The organism is Pseudomonas lalucatii (genome assembly GCF_018398425.1).
GTDB classification, from domain to species: Bacteria; Pseudomonadota; Gammaproteobacteria; order Pseudomonadales; family Pseudomonadaceae; genus Aquipseudomonas; species Aquipseudomonas lalucatii.
In genome coordinates this window covers 2230501-2248794 of record NZ_JADPMV010000001.1, presented here as the reverse complement: position 1 = coordinate 2248794, position 18294 = coordinate 2230501, and the positions used below count along the sequence as shown (strand labels likewise).

The window sequence follows — 18294 nt, the reverse complement described above, 5'->3', positions numbered from 1 at the left end:
CTGCAGTAGTTTGATGAGGTTTTGAAATGACTGAACGTCTGAATAACGACTTCCAGTTCATCGAAGTCGGGCGCAAAGACCCGAAGAAGAAGCTGTTGCGTCAGCGCAAGAAGGAGTTCGTCGAGATCTACGACAACTTCAAGCCGGCCCAGGCCGCCGACCAGGCGCACCGTTGCCTGGGCTGCGGCAACCCCTATTGCGAGTGGAAGTGCCCGGTGCACAACTTCATTCCCAACTGGCTGAAGCTGGTCTCCGAGGGCAACATCCTGGCGGCGGCGGAGCTGAGCCATCAGACCAACACCCTGCCGGAAGTCTGCGGCCGGGTCTGCCCCCAGGACCGCCTGTGCGAGGGTGCCTGCACCCTCAACGACGGCTTCGGCGCGGTGACCATCGGCTCGGTGGAGAAGTACATCACCGACACCGCCTTCGCCATGGGCTGGCGCCCGGACATGTCCAAGGTCAAGCCGACCGGCAAGCGCGTCGCGGTGATCGGTGCCGGTCCCGCGGGCCTCGGTTGCGCCGACGTGCTGGTGCGCAACGGCGTGACCCCGGTGGTGTTCGACAAGAACCCGGAAATCGGCGGCCTGCTGACCTTCGGCATCCCCGAGTTCAAGCTGGAGAAGACCGTGATGAGCAATCGTCGCGAGGTCTTCAGCGGCATGGGCATCGAGTTCCGCCTCAACACCGAGGTCGGCACGGACGTGACCATGGAGCAGCTGCTCGCCGAGTACGACGCCGTGTTCATGGGCATGGGTACCTACACCTACATGAAGGGCGGTTTCCCCGGCGAGGACCTGCCCGGCGTCTACGACGCGCTGGACTTCCTGATTGCCAACGTCAACCGCAACCTGGGCTTCGAGAAGGCCGCGGAAGACTTCATCGACATGAAGGGCAAGCGCATCGTCGTGCTCGGTGGCGGCGACACCGCCATGGACTGCAACCGCACCTCGATCCGCCAGGGCGCCAAGAGCGTGACCTGCGCCTATCGCCGCGACGAGGAGAACATGCCGGGCTCGCGCAAGGAAGTGAAGAACGCCAAGGAAGAGGGGGTTAAGTTCCTGTTCAATCGCCAGCCCATCGCCATCGTCGGCGAAGACCGGGTCGAGGGCGTCAAGGTGGTCGAGACCCGTCTCGGCGAGCCGGATGCCCGCGGCCGGCGCAGCCCCGAGCCGATCCCGGGTTCCGAGGAGATCATCCCGGCCGAAGCCGTGCTGATCGCCTTCGGTTTCCGCCCGAGCCCGGCGCCCTGGTTCGAGCAGTTCGAGATCCAGACCGACAGCCAGGGCCGTGTGGTTGCACCTGAGCAGAGTGCATTCAAACACCAGACCAGCAACCCGAAGATTTTCGCCGGTGGCGACATGGTGCGTGGTTCCGACCTGGTGGTGACGGCGATCTTCGAGGGCCGCAACGCCGCCGAAGGCATCCTGGATTATCTCGGTGTGTGATACGCAGGATGGGTAACGCCTTCGGCTGATCCATCCTGCGGCCGCGACAAATTGACCCGCTAGACAAAAGGCACGGCGCCCGCCGTGCCTTTTGTTTTGCGGTCTGCGAAAATGCCCGCACTTTTTTGCCGCCTACTTTGTCTCAGGAACTGCCATGACTGCCCTGAAGAACGATCGCTTCCTCCGCGCCCTGCTCAAGCAACCCGTCGACGTCACCCCGGTGTGGATGATGCGCCAGGCCGGTCGCTACCTGCCCGAGTACCGCGCCAGCCGGGCCAAGGCCGGGGACTTCATGAGCCTGATGATGAACCCCGAGTTCGCCTGCGAGGTGACCCTGCAGCCGCTGGACCGCTATCCGCAGCTGGATGCGGCGATCCTCTTCTCCGACATCCTGACCATCCCCCATGCCATGGGCCAGGGCCTGTACTTCGAGACCGGCGAGGGGCCGCGCTTCAAGAAGGTCATCGCCAGCGCCGCCGACATCGAGGCCCTGCCGATTCCCGATCCGCAGCAGGACCTGGGCTACGTGATGGATGCGGTGCGCACCATCCGCCGCGAGCTGAACGGCCGGGTGCCGTTGATCGGCTTCTCCGGCAGCCCCTGGACCCTGGCCACCTATATGGTCGAGGGCGGCTCGTCGAAGGACTTCCGCAAATCCAAGGCCATGCTCTACGACAACCCGCAGGCCATGCACGCCCTGCTCGACAAGCTGGCGCAATCGGTCACCCGCTACCTCAACGGGCAGATCCGGGCCGGCGCCCAGGCCGTGCAGATCTTCGACACCTGGGGCGGCAACCTGTCGGCGGCGGCCTACCAGGAGTTCTCCCTGGCCTACATGCAGAAGATTGTCGCCGGCCTGATCCGCGAACAGGATGGGCGCAAGGTGCCGGTGATCCTCTTCACCAAGAACGGCGGCCTGTGGCTGGAGTCCATGGCCGCCACCGGCGCCGACGCCCTGGGCCTGGACTGGAGCTGCGACATCGGCGAGGCGCGCTACCGGGTCGGCAACCAGGTGGCCCTGCAGGGCAACATGGACCCCACGGTGCTCTACGCCAAGCCGGCGGCGATCCGCGCCGAGGTGGCGCGCATCCTCGCCAGCTACGGCCCGGGCTCGGGCCACGTGTTCAACCTCGGCCACGGCATCACCCCGGAAGTCGACCCGGCCCACGCCGGCGCCTTCCTCGAAGCGGTGCATGAGTTGTCGGCGCAATACCACGGTTGAGCGACAGCCCGAGTATGAAAAAAGCCCGGCAATGTCGGGCTTTTTTCATGGGCGTCGATTCTTCAGTTCAGACTTAGGCTGCTGGCCTGCAGGTTGCGCAGAATGTCGTCGCGCAGGATGTTTACCCACTTGTTGTAGTTGCGGTGGATCTTGCCGCTCTTGTAATCCAGGCCCCGGCTGCTGCGGTAGTGGATTTCAAACTGGCTGGCGCTGTAGGGGATGGCGATCTCCGCGTGGTGGCGGCCGCGTACGTTGATCTCCGCCAGGATTTGTGCATCGCTGGTCTGCTGCACCAGCCAGCCGCGTTCATTCAGGGCGCTGAGGATGGCCTTCTGCATTTCCGAGGCGCCCCGCACGCTCGAGGCGGGAGCGGTCTGCTGAATGTTCTCGACGGGCTTTGTGGCACAGGCGGCGATGCCGAGCAGCGCGAGGCCCAGAAGCAGGCTACGGGCAATTCTGTTCATTCCTTGATCTCCTTTGGTCTTGCGGTTAATGCCAGCGACGGAAGATCAGCGAGGTGTTGACCCCGCCGAAGGCGAAGTTGTTGTTCATCACGTACTCGTTGCTCATCGGCCGCATCTCGCCGCGCAGGTAGTCCAGTTCGCCGCAGGCCGGGTCCACCTCGTCCAGGTTGAGGGTGTGCACGTAGCTGTCGCGGTTCATCATCTCGATGCTGAACCAGGACTCCAGGGCGCCGCAGGCGCCGAGGGTGTGGCCGAGGAAGCTCTTCTGCGAGCTGATCGGCATGCCTGGGCCGAACAGGCTGCTGGTGGCCAGGGATTCGGCGACATCGCCCTGTTCGGTGGCGGTGCCGTGGCCGTTGACGTAGCTGATGGCTGCGGGGGTCAGGCCGGCGTCTTCCAGGGCCAGCTGCATGGCGCGGCGCATGGTGGTCTGTTCCGGCTTGGTGGTGTGCTGGCCATCGGCGTTGCTGCCGAAGCCGACGATTTCGGCGTGGATCTGTGCACCGCGGGCCAGGGCATGTTCCAGCTCCTCGAGCACCAGGATGCCGGCGCCTTCGCCGATCACCAGGCCGTCGCGGCCGCTGTCGTAGGGGCGCGGCGAGCTGTGCGGCGTGGCGTTCTTCAGGCTGGTGGCGTAGAGCGCGTCGAACACCATGGCCTCGGTGGGGCACAGCTCCTCGGCACCGCCGGCGAGCATCAGCGGCAGGCGGCCGAACTTGATCGCCTCATAGGCGTAACCGATCCCCTGGCTGCCGCTGGTGCAGGCGCTGGAGGTGGGGATCAGGCGTCCCTTGAGGCCGAAGAAGATGCTGATATTGGCCGCGGTGGTGTGCGGCATCATGCGCACGTAGGAGTTGGCGTTGAGGCCGTCGGCCACCGAGTTGAGCAGCATGTTGCCGAAGGTCTTGATCTCGTCGGTGCTGCCGGTGGAGGAGCCGCAGGCCACCCCCATGCGGCCGTCCTGGATGCACGGATCGCCGAGCAGGCCGGCATCTTCCAGGGCCCGTTCGGCGGCGTAGACCGCCAGCTTGGACACCCGGCCCATGCTGCGGGTCTGCTTGCGGGTCCAGTGTCTGGGCACGGCGAAGTCGTCGATCGGGCCGCCGAGGCGGGTGTTCAGTTCAGTGAACCTGTCCCATTCGTGCATGTAGCGGATGCCGCTGCGGTTGCCACGAAAGGCCGCCTCGATGCTCGCCCAGTCCTCGCCCAGCGAGGTGATGCCGGCCATGCCGGTCACTACCACTCGTTTCATCAGCACAACCCACCGTTGACCGCGAGGACCTGGCGGGTGATGTAGGCCGCCTCCTCGGACATCAGAAAATTCACCGCGCCGGCCACTTCCTCCGGGGTGCCCAGGCGCTGCGCCGGGATCATCTTGAGCAGCTCCTCGACGGGCACCTGCTCGTCGAGCATGTCGGTGTCGATCAGCCCGGGCGCCACGCAGTTGACCGTGATCCTGCGCTTGCCCAACTCGATCGCCAGGGCCTTGGCGGCGCCGATCACGCCGGCCTTGGCGGCGCTGTAGTTGACCTGGCCGCGGTTGCCGATCAGCCCCGACACCGAGGTGATGCAGACGATGCGCCCCGGCTGGCGGCGGCGGATCATCGGCATGGTGAGGGGCTGCAGGACGTTGTAGAAGCCGTCCAGGTTGGTGCGCAGCACCTGGTCCCAGTCGTCCTCGCTCAGCGCCGGGAAGGCGCCGTCGCGGGTCAGGCCGGCGTTGCAGACCACGCCGTAGTAGGCGCCGTGGGCCTCGACGTCGGCCTCCAGCTGGGCGCGGCAGGCGCCGCGGTCGGCTATGTCGAACTGCAGGATGCGCGCGCTGCGGCCCAGGGCCTGGATCTGCGCCTGCACCGCCTCGGCCTCGTCGCGCCGCGCGCGGCAGTGCAGCACCAGGTCGTGGCCGGCGCGGGCCAGGCGCAGGGCGATGGCGCGGCCGATGCCGCGGCTGGAGCCGGTCACCAGAATCGGGTCGGTCATGAGTCGGTTTCCTGAGGGGGTTCTTGGAGGTAGCTGTCGATCTGCGGCGGGCAGAACACGTTGAGGCGGGCTTCGGCATGGAGGCCCGGGCCGTGCAGGTGGCATTCGAACACGCCCATGCCGTTGTCGTCCTGCAGCGAACGCAGCGCGCGGATGCGCAGCTCGCTGCCGGCGGCAAAGCGTTCGACGTCGCAGCGGAAGTTGCGCGTGCCGAGGAGGAAGCCCAGCTGCACCGGCCGCCCGGCCTGGCGCGCCTGGCAGCCGGCGTAGGCGGCGACGCTCTGGGCCATCAGCTCGATGCCGACCCAGGCCGGCAGGCTGCCGTCGGCCTGGCTGAACAGCCCGCCCGGGCGCACGCACAGGCGGGTCACGATGCTGTCCGCGTCGAAGCTCAGGACCTCGTCGATGAGGATCATGTCGCCGGCATGGGGCAGCAGTTCGGCGATCGGCCACGGGATCATGACGGGGTACCCAGAATCAGCGACAGGTTGCTGCCGCCGAAGGCGAAGGAGTTGCTCATCAGGTAGCGCGGCGGCCGCTCGGCCCGGGCGCCCGGCGCCACCAGCGCCAGGGGCGGCAGCTGCGGATCGGCCTGGCCATCCCACAGGTGCGGGGGCAGGCGCCGGTCGTGGTTGTGCGCGCTCAGGGTCAGCCAGCAGAAGGCCGCCTCCAGGGCCCCGGCCGCGCCCAGGCAGTGGCCGCTCAGGGGCTTGGTCGAGGAGCAGGGCACCCCTGCGGGGAACAGCGCCTGCACCGCCAGGCTCTCCATGGCGTCGTTGTGCGTGGTGGCGGTGCCATGCAGGTTGAGGTAGTCGATCTGCTCGGCGGCCAGGCCGGCGGCGGCCAGGGCGCTGCGCATCGCCTGCTGGGCGCCCAGGCCCTCGGGCTGCGGCGCGGAGATGTGGTAGGCGTCGGAGCTGGCGCCGCCGCCGAGCAGGGCGATGGGGGACGATGCGTCCGCCGACGGCTCCCGGGTCATCAGGAAGAGCGCCGCGCCCTCGCCGATATTGATGCCCTGGCGGTTCACCGAGAAGGGGGTGCAGGGCTCGGCCGACACCGCCTCCAGGGCGGCGAAGCCGCTCAGGGTCAGCCGGCACAGGCTGTCGGCGCCGCCGCACAGCACCGCGTCGCACAGCCCCTGCTGCAGCAGCCGATGGGCGCTGAGCAGGGCGCGGGCGCTGGAGGTGCAGGCGGTGGACAGGCAGTAGGTCGGGCCGCTCAGGCCCAGCCAGTCGGCGAGGAAGGCTGCCGGTGCGACCATTTCCTGTTGCGCGTACCGGTAGTCGGCGGGCAGCGCGCCATCCTCCACGAAGCGGGCAATGTTCTGGCTGGCCTCGTGGATGCCTGAGGTGCTGGTGCCGATCACCACGCCGACGCGGCTCGCGCCGTAGCGGGCGATGGCGGCGCGGATCTGCGGTTCGATCTCCAGGGCGGCGGCCAGCAGCAGCTGATTGTTGCGGCTCTGGGCCGACTCGCAGCCCGTGGGCATCGCTGGCAATGCGCCGGGCACGCTGCCCACCGTCAGGCGGCGCCCGGCGACCCAGCCGTCCTCGGCGCGCATGCCGGCGGCCGCGCCGGCGAACAGGCCCTCGGCCACTGCCGGCTGGCCGCGGCCGAGGGCGCAGAGCAGGCCGAGGGCGTTGAGGTAACTGGGCATCATGAACCTTCTTCGGGGGCGAGTGGCCGGACCCGGTAGCGCGGGCCAGGCGGGTTGTGCAGGGTGAAATCCAGCGGTGCACGGTAGCGGATTCGCCACGCCGGGTTAAGTCGGCGCCGATCCTCGGCCGTCAGTGTCCAGCTGCCGCGGGTGTAGCGGCTCGGCAGCGCCGCGGCCGGGGTCAGGGCGAACAGCAGGGCGGCGAACAGTTCGCGGGCCTCGGCGTTGGGCGGCAGCAGGCCGTCGTCCCGCCACTGGCCCTGGCTCAGGCGCTGCCGTGCCAGCGGCACGCCGAGCGGGTCGAGCAGCGACCAGTGCAGCGCCTCGCCCTCGGCCTGCAGCACCAGCAGCCAGTCCTGGTGCCGGCCGGCCTGCTCGCGCTGGACATGCAGCGACAGCGGCAGGGGCGCCACCAGGCTCGGATTGGCCAGCGGCAGCGGCAGCGGCGTGCGCGCGGCGCAGGCGCCGAGCAGCAGGCAGAGGCCGAGCAGGGTGGCGCGGATCATCGAGCGACAGGCGCCAGCGGCTTGCGCGCCGCGACGTTGACCAGGGTCTCGTCGCGCTGGCCGAACGGCTTGGGCCGGCGAATGCCCAGGCGCTCCAGCAGGCCGAAGTCCCGGGCCCGGCTCCACCACAGGTAGGGATAGGAGACGTTGCGCGCGGCGAACTCGAAGCCCTGCTCGCGCAGCATCGCCAGGTACTGCTCGGCGCTCTTCTGCACCTGCATGGGGTGGCGGAACAGCCAGCGGATCACCCAGGTGTCGATGTAGAACTTGGTCGACTCGGCGAACAGCAGCAGGCCGCCGGGCTTGAGCACCCGCCAGAACTCGGCGAGGGCCTTCTCCTGCTCGACCAGGTGGTGGAAGGTCTGGTGGCAGAACAGCAGGTCGACGCTGGCGTCGGCCAGCTGGATGGCCGCGCAGTCGCTGGCGATCAGCTGCACCTCCAGGCCCTGGCGCTCGGCCTCGGTGCGCGAGCACGCGAGGCTGTGGGGATCGGCGTCCAGGCCGATCAGCCGGGCCGGGCGGAAGGCCGCCTGGAGCAGGGCGAAGGACTTGCCCTGGCCGCAGCCGGCGTCGAGCAGCACCGGGGCGCTCGGCAGCGGCCGGTCGATCAGGCCCTCGAGGTCGTCGATCGCCACGCGCAGCACATGGTGCTGCCAGACATGGCTCTGCAGGAACCAGAAACCGAAGCCGGTCTCCTCGACATAGGTGGTGGCGGCGCGCTTCATCGATCGTCCTTATGCGCTCGTCGCACAGAGTTCGGCCAGCACCCGCAGGCGCCGCTTGGGTTCGGCGACATAGGGGTTGCGCGGGTCCCAGGCGTAGCCGGCGAGAATCGAGCTGATCATCCGGCGGATCTCCGGCGAGGCGTGCTGGTAGTAGATGACGTCCTGGAAGGAACCGTCGTACCAGCCCTCGACGTAGGTGCGGAAGCAGTCCACGCCGCGCTTGAGCGGTTCGGCGAAGTCGCGCTGCCAGTCCACCGCCTCGCCGCCGAGCTGGCGATGCAGCAGGCCGGCGGCCATGCTCGCCGAGCGCATGGCGATGGTCACCCCGGAGGAGAACACCGGGTCGAGGAACTCCGCGGCGTTGCCCAGCAGGGCGAAGCCCGGGCCGTGCAGGCGCTTGACGTTGGCCGCATAGCCGCCGAGGGCGCGCACCGGGGTATCCCATACGGCATTGGCCAGCACCCGGGCCAGGGACGGGGTCTCGGCGACGAACTGGCGCAGGCAGGCCGCCAGGTCGCTGTCGCGGCCCTGGTAGCGGCCGGCGTCGGCCACCACGCCGAGGGAGCAGCGGCCGTTGCTGAAGGGGATGGTCCAGAACCACAGGTCGCGCAGCTCGGGGTGGGTGGTGATGAGGATCTTCTCGCGGTCGAAGGCCGGGTCGTCGATGCGGTCCTCCAGGTGGGTGAACAGCGCCTGGCGCACCGGGAAGTCCGACGGCAGGTCGAGGTCGAGCAGGCGCGGCAGCACCCGGCCGTAGCCGCTGGCATCGAGGACGAAGGCGGTTTCCACCTGGTACTGGCTGCCATCCTGGCGGCGCACCCCGAGGCGCGGGCAGTCGCCGGCGAAGTCGGCGGCGACTATCTCCTCCTCGAAACGGATCTCCACGCCCTGGCGGACCGCCTCGTCGGCCAGCAGCTGGTCGAACTGGGCGCGTTGCACCTGGAAGGTGGAGCCCTGGCCCGGGGTGAAGGTGTCGCGGAAGTCGAAGTCGGTATAGCGCTCGCCCCAGGCGAAGGCCGCGCCGTGCTTGGCCTGGAAACCGGCGGCGCGCACCGCCTCGAGCATCCCGGCCTCCTCGACGAAGTCCAGGCAATGGGACAGCAGGCTCTCGCCGATGGAGAAGCGCGGGAAGCGCTGGCGCTCCAGCACCAGCACGTCATGGCCGTGACGCTTGAGCAGGGCGCTGGCGATGGCCCCGGAGGGGCCGGCGCCGATCACCACGACCCGGCGCTGTTCGACTTCAGGAGACTTCATGGGGGCTTCGTGCCTCGTTATGGGTAGGGCTGATGCACAGCTCGTTGCTGGCCGCGGGCGGGCGGGCCCAGGGCGCCAGGAGGAAGGCGAAGAACAGGCCGAGGCTGACGGCCAGGCCGAAGTTGGCGATCACCGGGGTCTGGCTGAGCAGCAGCAGGCCGAACGACAGCCAGCTGGTCAGCGCCGCCAGCAGGGTGCCGAGCAGGCTCACCGCCGCGCCGCCGATGGCCTCGCGCTGGAGGATGCAGTAGTCGACGCCGATGGCGGTGATCAGCAGCAGGCCGAACAGGCTGAACAGGGTTAGCGGCTGGCCCAGCCAGCCGAGGCAGGCCGCCGCCGCCAGGGCCGCCAGCAGCGGCAGGCCGACCACCCGCAACGCGCCGGCCAGGCCGAAGGGCAGGCACAGCAGCAGGACGATCGCCAGGCAGGACAGCAGCTTGAGCTCGGCGGCGCCGAGCTGAGTGGCGGCGAACAGCCGGTTCAGCTCGCCGAGGCGGTCGACCAGCTGCACGCCGTCCAGCCCCGCGGCGGCGCGGCGCAGGAGCGCCACCTCGGCCTGGCCCTGCAGGCTGACCAGTCCGGCGACGCTGCCGTCGGCCTCGGCGCCGAGCCACAGCGGGCGCCAGGGCTCGCCCAGAGGCCCGGCCAGGGCCTGCTCCAGGCTCGGCTGCGGGCTGTCGAGCAGGGCGGCCAGCTCGGCCTGCAGCGCCGCTTCCGCCAGGCCCAGTTGCAGCAGCGGCTGCCAGTGTTGCGGCAGCCGCTGCAGGGCGCCGTGCAGGCTGTGCAGTTCGGCGGGCGGCGCGACCAGCTGGCTGAGGGCGCGATAGCCGCGCAGCTGGCCGCTGGCGACCGTCGCGTCCAGGCGTGCGCTCAGCGCGGCCTGGCGCTGCAGCAGTTGCGCCTCGTCGCGGGCGCGCACTAGGAAGAACTGGCTGGTCGGCTGCTGGCCGGTCAGCTCGGCGATGCGCCGCGCCTCGGCTTGCAGCTGCGGTTCGGCGCCCAGCCACTGGCGCAGGTCGTTCTGCGTCTGCAGCTGCCACAGGCCGCCGCCACAGAACAGCAGGAGCAGAGCCAGCGGCGCTCGGCTGCCGGTGCTGGCGAGCAGGCGCCTGCGCCAGTCCAGCAGGCGCGCGGCACTGCCGAGCAGGGCCGGCGCCGGACGCAGGTGCACGCCACTGAGCCAGGCGGGCAGCAGGCACACCGCGCACAGGTAGGCGCCGATCAGGCCGGCGGCGGAGAACAGGGCGATCTGGCTCAGCGCCGGAAACGGGGTGAAGGCCAGGGCCAGGTAGCCGATCAGGTTGGTCGCCAGGCTCAGGCTGAGGCCCGGCAGGGTGGCGCGCAGGGCGCTCCAGCTGTGCCAGGGTAGCGGGCCCCAGCTCTTGCTCAGGTAGTGCTGGGGGAAGTCCGCGGCCACGCCGATCAGGCTGGCGCCGAGCACCAGGGTCAGCGCATTGACCTGGCCGTACACCAGCACGCAGGCGGCACAGCCGGCGAGCAGGGCCACGGCCACCGGCAGCAGGCCGAGCAGTGCCGAGGCTCGACGATAGGCCAGCAGCAGGAGCAGCAGGGTGCCGAGCAGCGCGGCGCCGCCGAGCAGGCCGATCTCGCGGCTGGCCCGGGCCTGGCCGGCGGCGGCGTAGAGCACGCCGCTGCTGGCCAGCAGCTGGGCGCCCTGCTGCTGCAGCGCCGCGCGCACCCGTTGCAGCTCGGCGGCGATGGCCGGTGGCGCCTGCAGGTCGAAGGCATCGGCGTGGCTGCGGGCGCGCAGCAGCGCCCAGCTCATGCCGTCCGCCTCCAGCAGCAGGACGCCGCTGCCGAGGTCGGCCTGCACCGGCCCCTGGGCGGCGATGGCCTGCTGGGCGCGCAGGCCCAGGCCCAGCCAGTCCTGCGCGGCGGGCAGCAGGCCGTGGCCGGCGAAGCTGTCGAACAGCTCGGCGGCGCGTTGCTGGATAAAGGCGTCCGGTTGCTCGACCAGCAGTCGGCGGTCCGCGGACGGCAGCAGGGCCAGGCGGCTGGCGTGCAGCTGCTGGCGCACGGCCGCGAGGTCGGCCTCCAGGCGCCACTGCACCTGGGCGAAGCGCCCGCTGGCTTGCCAGTCCCGACCGAGCTGCCGGGCCAGGTCGATGGCCTGCTGGCGTTGCGGATGGCCGATCAGCAGCAGCAGCTCGCGATTGAGCGGCTCCTGCATGCGTCGCTCGGCCTGCTCCAGGCGTGCGTCGCCGCTGCCCCGGGGCAGCAGGTCGAGCAGGCCGGCCGACAGCGGCGGACCGTGGCGCCACTGCCAGGCGGTCAGGACCAGCAGGGCCAGCAGCAGGACCAGGAACAGTCGGGGCAGCTGGCGTTCGAGCGTCGGGCGGTCAGGGCGCAAAGGCGTCGCGCTCCTGCGCCTGGAGGGCAACGTCCGCCCGGCTCTGCGGCAGGCGCAGCAGGGTGCGGTCGCCCTGGGTCTCCAGCAGCTCGATGCGCTCGACCTGGGCGCCGCCCTGGATGTGGATGGCGCTGAAGACCTGTCTGAGCAGCAGGGCACGCGGGGTCAGCCGCAGCGTCCAGGCCTCGCCGCTGCCGCTCAGGCGCAGGTCGAAGTCGCGCTCCAGGCCCGAGCGGTCGCCGCGCAGCAGGGCGAGGAACAGCCGGCTCTGCTGGGCGGCCATGTCCTGGCCGGGCAGCGCTTGCCAGCCGCTGCCGGTATGGCGGGCGACGCCGGCCCGGTCGATGCGGTAGTCCAGTTGCAGGGGGCTGCGCAGCTGCCAGAGCAGGCCATGCTCGGCGGACAGCACGAACTGGCCGCGGCTGGTCAGCGGGCGCTCCAGGGCGCGCAGGTGCTTCTCCTGAACGAAGGGGCCGCGGACCACCGCCTGGGTCGCCAGCCGGGCACCGAGCTGGTCGAGGTCGAAGGCCCACGCCGGAGGCGTGGCCAGCAGACCGAGGGCGAGGGCGGCGAGCAGGCGGCGCAGCGGACTCATGCCAGTGCCCGCTCCACCGCCTCGACCAGCACCCGGGGCGAGGCCAGGAGCATCTCGCGGCTGGCGATCGCCACCGCCACCTGCACGCTGCTGCCGCGGGTCATGCGCTCGCCGCTGGCCGCGTCGCTGATCAGGTAGTGGATCTTCAGGCGGTTCTCCCACTCCACCAGGTCGGCGCGCACCTTAAGGCGCTGGCCGAACCGGGCGCCGCGGATATAGCGCAGCTGCAGGTCGATGACCGGCCAGGCGTAGCCGGCCTCGCGCATCTGCCGGTAGTTGTGGCCGAGCCTGTCCAGCAGGGCGCAGCGTGCCTCCTCGAAGTACTTGACATAGTGGCCGTGCCAGACCACTTCCATCGAGTCGACATCGAAGAACGGCACGACCAGCTCGATCTCTGCCTGCAGCACGCCGCGGCTACGCATAGAGCCTCCAGTGCTGGCTGCGGATGCGCGTCAGGCACAGGCGCAGTTCGGCTTCCAGGCCGCGGTCCTCGATCACCGGCGGGAAATCGGCCGCCAGCTGCGCGCGCATGGCCGCCAGCGGCGCCGGCAGGGCCTGGTGGCCGCCGCGCAGGCGCAGCCAGACGCCCTGGTTGGCGGCCAGCAGCGTGGCGGCGGCGACCTGCTCGGTCAGCTCCAGGCTGCGCAGGGCGTCGCGGGCGGCGATGGTGCCCATGCTCACCTTGTCCTGGTTGTGGCACTCGGTGGAGCGCGAGAACAGGCTCGCCGGCATGCCGTTCTTCAGCGCCTCGGCGGTCCAGGCGCTGGCGCCGATCTGCACCGCCTTGAAGCCGTGGTTGATCATCGCCGTCGCGGCCGGGGCGCCGGACAGGTTGCTCGGCAGGCCGTGGTTGTAGCGCACGTCCACCAGCAGGGCGAGCTGGCGGTCGAGCAGGTCGGCGACGTTGCCCACCAGGTTCTTCAGGCTGTCCATGGCGAAGGCGATATGGCCGCCGTAGAAGTGCCCGCCGTGCAGCACCCGCTCGGCCTCGGCGTCGATCAGCGGGTTGTCGTTGGCGCTGTTCAGCTCGGTCTCGATGAACTGCCGCAGCAGGCCCAGGCTGTCGGCCAGCACGCCCAGCACATGGGGCGCGCAGCGCAGCGAGTAGCGGTCCTGCAGGCGGTGCAGCGGCGCGGTAGGCGCGTCGATGGCCAGGTCCCGGCGCAGCCAGGCGGCCACCTGGGTCTGCCCCGGGTGTGGCTTGGCGGCGAACAGGCGTTCGTCGAAGTGTTCGGGATTACCCTGCAACGCCACCACGTTGAGGGCGGTGATGCGCGTGGCCAATTTCAGCAGGTAGTCGGCGCGGGCGTAGGCCAGGCAGGCCAGGGCAGTCATCACCGCGGTGCCGTTCATCAGCGCCAGGGCTTCCTTGGGGCGCAGCACCAGCGGCGTCCAGCCCAGCTCGGCGTGGACCTCGGCGGCGGCGCGGCGCTCGCCCTGGTACATGACTTCGCGTTCTCCGCTCAGGGTGGCGGCGACATAGGACAGCGGGGTCAGGTCGCCGCTGGCGCCGACCGAGCCCTCCTCGGGGATCAGCGGCAGCACATCCTGGTCGAGGAAGGCCTGCAGCCGCTCGAGCAGCTCCACGCGCACCCCGGAGACGCCGTGGCACAGCGACTGCAGGCGTGCGGCCAGCACCGCGCGGGTGGCTTCCTCGTCCAGCAGCCGGCCCAGGCCGCAGCCGTGGAAGGTGTAGAGGTGACGCGGCAGCGCCTCGACCTGGTGCAGCGGCACCGGCACCACGCAGGAGTCGCCGTAGCCGGTGGTGATGCCGTAGATCACCCCTTCCTTGTCCAGCAGGCGCTCGACGAAGCGCGCGCCCTTGGCGATCTTCTCGCGAAACGCCGGGTCGTCCTGCAGCAGCGCCTGGGCGCGGCGCTGGGCCAGGCCGACCAGCTGTTCGATGCTCAGGTGGGCTTCGCCGAAGATCACCGGCTCAGGCTGAAGTGTCGTCATGTGATTTCCAGAACGGATAGAAGTTGAACCATTGGTGGGGGGCTTCCAGGCAGCGCCGGCCGAGGCGCTCGGCATAGCGCTGCACCCAGCCGTGGATCACCGCCTCGCGCTCGCCGCGCCTCCACTGCACCTGTGCGGCGAAGGGCTCCAGGGCCACCTGGTAGCGGCCGTCGATCTTCAGGCAGCTCAGCAGGTTGACCGGGCAGCGCAGCAGGCCGGCCAGCAGCCAGGGGCCCTGGGGGAAGGCGGCCGGGTGGCCGAGGAAGTCCACGGTGACGTTGCGCCCGCCGTGCAGCGGCACGCGGTCGCCGGCGATCGCCAGCCACTCGCCGCGCTCCAGGCGCTCGGACAGTTGCAGCATGATCGCCGGGTCCAGCTCGCTGACCTGGATCAGGCGCAGGTGGCTGGCGCCGGCCTCGCCCAGCAGGCGGTTGAACTGCTCGGCGTGCTTGGTGTGCACCAGCACGTTCATCCGTACCTGCTCGCCGAGTTCGGCCAGGGCGCGGCACACCTCGAGGTTGCCCAGGTGGGCGCCGACCAGCAGCTGCCCGCGGGCGCCACGCAACTGGCTGCGCAGGTCGTGGGGGTCGTGCAGGCTGACTCGCTCCAGACCCAGGGCGCCGCGCCAGATGTCCAGCTTGTCGAGCAGGGCGTCGGCGAAGGCCATGAACTGGCGGAACACCGAGCGCCGGGTCGGCTGCAGCTCGGCGCGCCCGCTCCAGGCGGCCAGGTGGCGCTGGTAGTCGCGGATGCTGCGCCGCGCCTGGCCGCCGAACAGGAAGAAGTACAGCACTATGGCATGCAGCAATGGGCTCAGGGCGCGGCGGCCTAGATGGCGGGCGGCCAGGGCGGTGAGTCTCATCAGCAGGAGGCTGCCGCGCTCGCGCTGGCCGGCCCAGTGGCCGCTCTTCGCCTGCTCGTTCATCCGCGCCACCGCCGCCAGAGGATCAGCGGCGCGCGCAGCAGCATGCCGAAGAACAGCTTGGCGTGCATCTTGGAGATCAGCGCGTTGTCGTGCAGCAGGCGAAAGTGCGAGAGGCCGTCCAGCGGGTAATGCACCTTGGTGGGCAGCCAGTGCATCGGCTGGTTGCGCCAGGCCAGGCGCACCAGGATCTCCGGGTCGAAGTCCATGCGCCGGCCGAGCCGGGTCGAGTCGAGCAGCGCCACCGTGGCCGCCAGCGGGTAGACGCGGAAGCCGCACATGGCGTCGCGGATCGACAGCGACAGGCTGTTGATCCACACCCAGACATGGGTCAGGTAGCGGGCGTAGAGGCGGCCCTTGGGCACGCTGGCGTCGTACTGCGGGTAGCCGCAGATCAGCGCCTGGGGCTGTTCTTGCGAGCGGGCGAGGAAGCGCTCGACATCGCTCAGGTCGTGCTGGCCGTCGGCGTCCACCTGCAGCGCATGGCTGAAACCCAGGCGCGCCGCCTCGCGCAGCCCGGCCATGACCGCGCCGCCCTTGCCCTGGTTGGCCGCCAGGCGCAGCAAAAAGCAATCGGGCTGCCGCGCCAGTTCGTCGATCACCGCGGCGCAGGCCGGGCCGGAGGCATCGTCCACCAGCACGCAGGGCAGGCCGGCGTCGCGCAGCGCCGCGACCACCTGCGGCAGGGGGTGCTCGTGGTTGTACACCGGGATCACCGCGCAGGGCCTATGCATGGGCGGCCTGCAGCAGGATGCGGCCGGAGGCGCAGGCCGCCTCGCCGTTGCGGAAAGCGAAATACAGCTTGCCGCGCTCGGCGTCGAAACGCAGGGCCAGCTGCACCCGGTCGCCGGGACGCACCAGCTGCTGGAACTTCAGCACCTCCATGCCGACGAAGCGCGGCGGCAGCCCGGGGATGAGGCGGCGCGCCAGCTGCTGGGCCCAGTCGATCTGCACCACGCCGGGCAGCACCGGGGTCTGCGGGAAGTGGCCGGAGAAGTGCGCCAGGTCCAGCGGCACCTCCAGCTCCAGGCGCCACTCGCCGTCCTGCTCGAGCGCCGACTGGGGTTCGACCCGGGTCGGCCTGGGCGCGGCGATCAGGGCATCGACGCTTGTCTGGACCAGCTTGCCCTGGCTGTTGTAGGGCAGTTCGCGCAGCAGGCGCCAGCGCCGCGGCAGGGCGATGGTTTCGCAGTGTCCGGACAGGTGCCGGCGCAGCGCCTCGGTGAGGGCGCGCCGGCCCTGGTTGCGCAGCGCATGCACGCCGGCCGGGCTCAGGGCGACCAGGGCGCCGAGGTAGGCGCGGCCCTGCTGGACCACGCCGAGGCGGACGTCGGCGACCCAGGCGTGGTCCAGCAGGGCCTGCTCGAGGCTGGGCAGGGCGATGCGCTTTTCCTCCAGCTTGACGATGCGGTCGAGGCGCCCGCGCAGGATGAAACGGCCGTCGGCCAGCAGCTCGGCGGCGTCGGCCGTCTGTTCGCGGTGTCCGCCCGGTAAATAGGGCGAGGCGATACGCAGGGCGCCGTCGGCGTTCAGGCTCGGTTCGACCCCGGCGAAGGGGTGCCAGGGTTCGCTGCCCTGGCGCCAGGCGACGCCGCCGGTTTCCGAGCTGCCGTAGATTTCCGTGGGCCACTGCCCCAGGCGGGTCTGCAGCGTGGCGGCGGCCTCCGCCGGCAGCGCGCCGCCGGAGGAAAAGACCCGGCGCACCGGGGCCAGGGCGGGCCAGTCGAGGTTGTCGCCCATGCGCTTGAGCAGGGCCGGGCTGGCCACCCAGGCGAAGCCGGACGGCGCCTCCAGGCTGGCGCGCTGCAGGTCCTCGGGGAACGGCAGGGCGCGCCGCAGGAACGGGCGGCCGGCGCACAGCGGCCAGAGCACGCGGAACAGCAGGCCGTAGATATGCTGGGCGGCGACGCTGCCGATAATGGTCGCCGCGCCGAGGCTGGCGCCCCACAGCCGCTCCAGCGCCTCGACCTCGTTGGCCAGCTGGCCCAGGGACTTGTCGATCGGCTTGGCCTCGCCGCTGGAGCCGGAGGTGCACAGGGTCAGGCGGCAGCGCTCGGGGTCCAGGGCCGCGGCGGGCAGGGGTGCGGCGGTGGCGGCGGGGTCCAGCGCATCGAGCCACAGGTCAAGCTGCCCGGCCAGGCGCCGGCGGGTCTGCGCCTGGGCGTCGGCCGGCAGCAGCACCTGGGCGCCGGCGCGCCAGGCGGCGAGCAGGGCGATGGCCAGGTAGGCGGCGTCGTCCAGGTACAGGGCGACGCGGCGGACGTCGCGTTCGCGCAGCCAGGCCGCCAGGCCCAGGGCGCGCCGGCACAGCTCGGCGTGGTCGAGGTCGGGGCAGACCGGGCGTGGGGCATCGGCAGGCAGCAGCAGCCGGGAGGGGGCGATCCAGTTCATGCGCTCCTCCGCACGCGCTGGCGCAGCAGCCACTCGCCGGCGAACAGCAGGCCCATCAGGGCGTAGGCGATCAGGCCGTTGTACAGGGTCCACCAGGCCAGCGGCGCCCACAGGGTCAGGGCGGCGGCCACCAGGCCGTTAGCGAGGAAGAACAGGGCCCAGACCTGGGTCACCTTGCGCGTGTAGCCCACCGCCACCTCCGGCAGTTGCGGCTCGCGCAGGCGCGCCAGGCGCTCCACCAGTGGCGGGCCGAACCTCAGGCTGAGGCCGAACAGGCCCAGCAGCAGGGCGCTGAGCAGCACCGGGTACCAGCGCAGCAGCGCCGGCTCGCCGGCCAGGCCCAGCAACAGGCAGAAGGCCAGGGCGGCCAGGGCCATCCAGCGGCTGCCGGGGCGCTGCTCGCCGAGCAGCAGGCGCCCCAGCCAGAGGCCGCCGAGCAGGGCGGCGAAGGCCTGCGGTGGCAACCGCTCGATGCCGAAGTACACGGCAAAGGGGTAGGCCAGGCCGGCGATCACCAGCAGCAGGCCGATCAGGCGGCCTCTCATTCCGCTGCGGCGTTGACCAGGCGGTGTACGGCCTCGACCACGTCGCCGACGGTGCGCACCGACTTGAATTCCTCGGCGGCGATCTTCTTGCCGGTCTGGCGCTTGATGTGGTCGATCAGGTCGACGGCGTCGATGCTGTCGATCTCCAGGTCCTGATAGAGGTTGGCCTCGAGAGTGATGCGTTCGGCGTCCAGCTCGAACAGTTCGACCATGGCATCGCGCAGGGTGGTGAAAATCTCGTCGCGGTTCTGCATGGGGGCG

General features: G+C 70.6%; 19 protein-coding genes. 2 read left to right on the top strand and 17 right to left on the bottom strand.

Annotated elements, in window-relative coordinates:
- Positions 1 to 26 precede the first annotated feature (26 nt).
- Both I0D00_RS10210 and hemE read left to right on the top strand, forming a co-directional pair.
- Positions 27 to 1445: an FAD-dependent oxidoreductase gene (locus I0D00_RS10210; protein ID WP_213639610.1), complete on the top strand. Its 1419-nt coding sequence runs from the start codon at positions 27 to 29 to the stop codon at positions 1443 to 1445.
- A 154-nt stretch (positions 1446 to 1599) separates the two neighbouring features.
- Entirely contained in the window at positions 1600 to 2667 is a 1068-nt protein-coding gene (hemE, locus tag I0D00_RS10205; RefSeq protein ID WP_213639609.1) for a uroporphyrinogen decarboxylase, read from the top strand.
- Positions 2668 to 2729: 62 nt separating this feature from the next.
- Here the strand turns inward: hemE and I0D00_RS10200 are convergent, their stop codons facing one another.
- Genes I0D00_RS10200 through I0D00_RS10120 form a run of 17 tightly spaced genes read right to left on the bottom strand, consistent with a single transcriptional unit; the run spans position 2730 to position 18287 of the window.
- On the bottom strand, positions 2730 to 3131 hold the full coding sequence (locus tag I0D00_RS10200) for a hypothetical protein (protein WP_213639608.1): 402 nt from the start codon (positions 3129 to 3131) through the stop codon (positions 2730 to 2732).
- 25 nt (positions 3132 to 3156) lie between these two features.
- On the bottom strand, positions 3157 to 4383 hold the full coding sequence (locus I0D00_RS10195; RefSeq protein WP_213639607.1) for a beta-ketoacyl-ACP synthase: 1227 nt from the start codon (positions 4381 to 4383) through the stop codon (positions 3157 to 3159).
- Positions 4383 to 5111 (bottom strand): 3-oxoacyl-ACP reductase FabG, encoded by a 729-nt coding sequence (fabG, locus tag I0D00_RS10190; protein ID WP_213639606.1) that lies wholly within the window; start codon positions 5109 to 5111, stop codon positions 4383 to 4385. The genes I0D00_RS10195 and fabG overlap by 1 nt, the downstream gene beginning before the upstream one ends.
- Positions 5108 to 5572 carry a hotdog family protein gene (locus I0D00_RS10185; protein WP_213639605.1) on the bottom strand — a complete coding sequence of 155 codons (465 nt, stop codon included), beginning with the start codon at positions 5570 to 5572 and terminating at the stop codon, positions 5108 to 5110. The genes fabG and I0D00_RS10185 overlap by 4 nt, the downstream gene beginning before the upstream one ends.
- On the bottom strand, positions 5569 to 6768 hold the full coding sequence (locus I0D00_RS10180) for a beta-ketoacyl-[acyl-carrier-protein] synthase family protein (protein ID WP_213640262.1): 1200 nt from the start codon (positions 6766 to 6768) through the stop codon (positions 5569 to 5571). Before I0D00_RS10180 ends, I0D00_RS10185 begins: the two co-directional genes overlap by 4 nt.
- On the bottom strand, positions 6768 to 7274 hold the full coding sequence (locus I0D00_RS10175; protein WP_213639604.1) for a DUF3261 domain-containing protein: 507 nt from the start codon (positions 7272 to 7274) through the stop codon (positions 6768 to 6770). Before I0D00_RS10175 ends, I0D00_RS10180 begins: the two co-directional genes overlap by 1 nt.
- Complete coding sequence (locus I0D00_RS10170) at positions 7271 to 7999, bottom strand: class I SAM-dependent methyltransferase (protein ID WP_213639603.1); 729 nt, start codon at positions 7997 to 7999, stop codon at positions 7271 to 7273. Before I0D00_RS10170 ends, I0D00_RS10175 begins: the two co-directional genes overlap by 4 nt.
- A 9-nt stretch (positions 8000 to 8008) precedes the next feature.
- On the bottom strand, positions 8009 to 9253 hold the full coding sequence (locus I0D00_RS10165) for an NAD(P)/FAD-dependent oxidoreductase (RefSeq protein ID WP_213639602.1): 1245 nt from the start codon (positions 9251 to 9253) through the stop codon (positions 8009 to 8011).
- Positions 9240 to 11624, bottom strand: coding sequence for an MMPL family transporter (locus I0D00_RS10160; RefSeq protein WP_246533200.1), 2385 nt, complete (start codon positions 11622 to 11624; stop codon positions 9240 to 9242). Before I0D00_RS10160 ends, I0D00_RS10165 begins: the two co-directional genes overlap by 14 nt.
- Positions 11614 to 12219, bottom strand: a complete 606-nt coding sequence (locus I0D00_RS10155; protein ID WP_213639601.1) for an outer membrane lipoprotein carrier protein LolA — start codon at positions 12217 to 12219, stop codon at positions 11614 to 11616. Before I0D00_RS10155 ends, I0D00_RS10160 begins: the two co-directional genes overlap by 11 nt.
- A complete protein-coding gene (locus I0D00_RS10150; RefSeq protein ID WP_213639600.1) occupies positions 12216 to 12641 on the bottom strand; it encodes an acyl-CoA thioesterase in 426 nt (141 codons plus the stop codon). Before I0D00_RS10150 ends, I0D00_RS10155 begins: the two co-directional genes overlap by 4 nt.
- Positions 12634 to 14175, bottom strand: a complete 1542-nt coding sequence (locus I0D00_RS10145; protein WP_213639599.1) for an HAL/PAL/TAL family ammonia-lyase — start codon at positions 14173 to 14175, stop codon at positions 12634 to 12636. The genes I0D00_RS10150 and I0D00_RS10145 overlap by 8 nt, the downstream gene beginning before the upstream one ends.
- On the bottom strand, positions 14156 to 15100 hold the full coding sequence (locus I0D00_RS10140) for an LpxL/LpxP family acyltransferase (protein WP_213639598.1): 945 nt from the start codon (positions 15098 to 15100) through the stop codon (positions 14156 to 14158). Before I0D00_RS10140 ends, I0D00_RS10145 begins: the two co-directional genes overlap by 20 nt.
- Entirely contained in the window at positions 15097 to 15831 is a 735-nt protein-coding gene (locus tag I0D00_RS10135; RefSeq protein WP_213639597.1) for a glycosyltransferase family 2 protein, read from the bottom strand. Before I0D00_RS10135 ends, I0D00_RS10140 begins: the two co-directional genes overlap by 4 nt.
- A complete protein-coding gene (locus tag I0D00_RS10130) occupies positions 15824 to 17488 on the bottom strand; it encodes an acyl-CoA synthetase family protein (protein WP_213639596.1) in 1665 nt (554 codons plus the stop codon). Before I0D00_RS10130 ends, I0D00_RS10135 begins: the two co-directional genes overlap by 8 nt.
- Entirely contained in the window at positions 17485 to 18033 is a 549-nt protein-coding gene (locus I0D00_RS10125) for a COG4648 family protein (protein WP_213639595.1), read from the bottom strand. Before I0D00_RS10125 ends, I0D00_RS10130 begins: the two co-directional genes overlap by 4 nt.
- On the bottom strand, positions 18030 to 18287 hold the full coding sequence (locus tag I0D00_RS10120; protein WP_213639594.1) for an acyl carrier protein: 258 nt from the start codon (positions 18285 to 18287) through the stop codon (positions 18030 to 18032). Before I0D00_RS10120 ends, I0D00_RS10125 begins: the two co-directional genes overlap by 4 nt.
- Positions 18288 to 18294: the final 7 nt, after the last annotated feature.